The 240-nt window shown below is 72.5% G+C and carries 1 protein-coding gene; it reads right to left on the reverse strand.

Annotated elements, in window-relative coordinates; genetic code table 11:
- Nucleotides 1–240 (reverse strand): tetratricopeptide repeat protein (locus AC0IW7_RS24990; RefSeq protein ID WP_471821549.1); only part of this gene is annotated, 240 nt, incomplete at both ends.

Raw genomic sequence — 240 nt, forward strand, 5'->3', positions numbered from 1 at the left:
CCCCTGCAAGCGCTCGGCACCGGCCTTGTCGCCCTGTGCCGCGAGCAGCGCCGCCCGTTGCGCCAGGGCGGCCGGGTGGTGCGGTTGCAGGTACAAGGCCTTGCGGTAAAACCCCGGGGCGCCGGGCATGTCGCGCTCCACTTCGCAAAGCAGCCCCAGCCAATAAACCACTTCGGCCGAGGGGCCGTGGCTGGCCAGAAACCCATCGGCCAGGCGCCGCGCCTCCTGGCTGCGCCCCTG

The sequence above is a fragment of the Pseudomonas sp. AC229 genome, assembly GCF_979254655.1.